Source organism: Paenibacillus sp. OT2-17 (assembly GCF_009827695.1).
In the GTDB taxonomy this organism is placed as follows: domain Bacteria; phylum Bacillota; class Bacilli; order Paenibacillales; family Paenibacillaceae; genus Paenibacillus; species Paenibacillus polymyxa_B.
The window spans coordinates 1-1,134 of the sequence record NZ_WUDQ01000850.1; the positions used below are offsets into that span (position 1 = coordinate 1).

General features: G+C 40.8%; 1 protein-coding gene and 1 pseudogene. One reads left to right on the forward strand and one right to left on the reverse strand.

The genetic code is table 11. The annotated features are described in order from the left end of the window. Positions 1–303 (forward strand): hypothetical protein (locus GRP75_RS27635; protein ID WP_237449237.1); only part of this gene is annotated, 303 nt, incomplete at its 5' end. A gap of 94 nt (positions 304–397) precedes the next feature. Here GRP75_RS27635 and GRP75_RS27640 read toward each other — a convergent pair. Then, positions 398–731 (reverse strand): annotated as a pseudogene (locus tag GRP75_RS27640) (transposase); the annotation flags it as partial. Between the last annotated feature and the right edge of the window lie 403 nt (positions 732–1,134).

The following is a 1,134-nucleotide window of genomic DNA, read 5'->3' on the forward strand; positions in this document are numbered from 1 at the left end:
TGTGCACAAGTAAAAAGAAAGCTTTTAAATGATGTCAAAAAGGGGCGATTATCGCGTCTTTCAAAATCAGATGTGTACGATATGATTGCAAAACGCCCGCGAATCAGATTGAAAAGCTCGCGAATGTTGTGGACGGGTTCCTATAAGGAATATTTGGAAAAATGGTTCACCAAATTGAATGAGGAAATACAATTAATCCTAGACTCGGCCTCTGAAGGAGAACCAACGATTACAAGTCCTGAGATTGTAGCCCAGGAGCACCGGGAATTGCAAGCCAAGGTTACTCATTTACACAGCTTATAAGTACGTATAAAGATGCTTTGGACGAATTACGCATAGAGAACGGACAGTACCGAGAATTAATCAGCCAGCGTTTCGGAGATATTGACTTATTCTAATGATCCTGAATGTCCCGTGTACTGATACCCTTCGCATACATATGTGCTCCTCAATGCCGGTCACATTCGTTTGATTTTTCTTCACGACTACAGGTTCAAATTCTACATCACCGTATTCGGAGGTTACGGTTTTCTTACTGTTGTAGCCGTCGCGGCTGTTTCTCGTTTGTTTGTTTTTACATCATGTTTCTCATAACCGGGATGCGTATCCAGTTCGGCTTCTAATGCTTCTTGAAGTACATCTGCAAATAATTCCTTTAATGTCCATTGAATATCTTCTGCCGATTGAAAATTATGCTCTTTTACGAATTGACGTAATTCTTGTTTTGACAATAATCCGCTTCAGGTCACCATGTGCTTATTCCTCCAACTTTGATCTAGTAGTCAGTATTGACAAATTTATCTCAGTTGAAGTAAAGATTATGTCCAAACTAAATTGTTACTTCAAGCCTTGTACGGAATTGAATTACAAATGGGTGAATCTCTCCCGGAGCGACTATTCTTTGGTGTGACGGTTCACTCGCAATTAATGAAAGCAGGCCGCGTGATAGATTTGAGGGCTGAACGCATTCTTATCATTGGAAATAAAACTGTATTTCATGAATATATCCTTATCCAGCTCTTCCCTGCTTCTTCATGCTCCCGTCTCACCTCCCTTCCTGCTGTATAGATGGACAGCATGATTAGGACAGTTCAACATAACCTATGCGGTCCAAAAGCCGTGTGTAACGGCAAT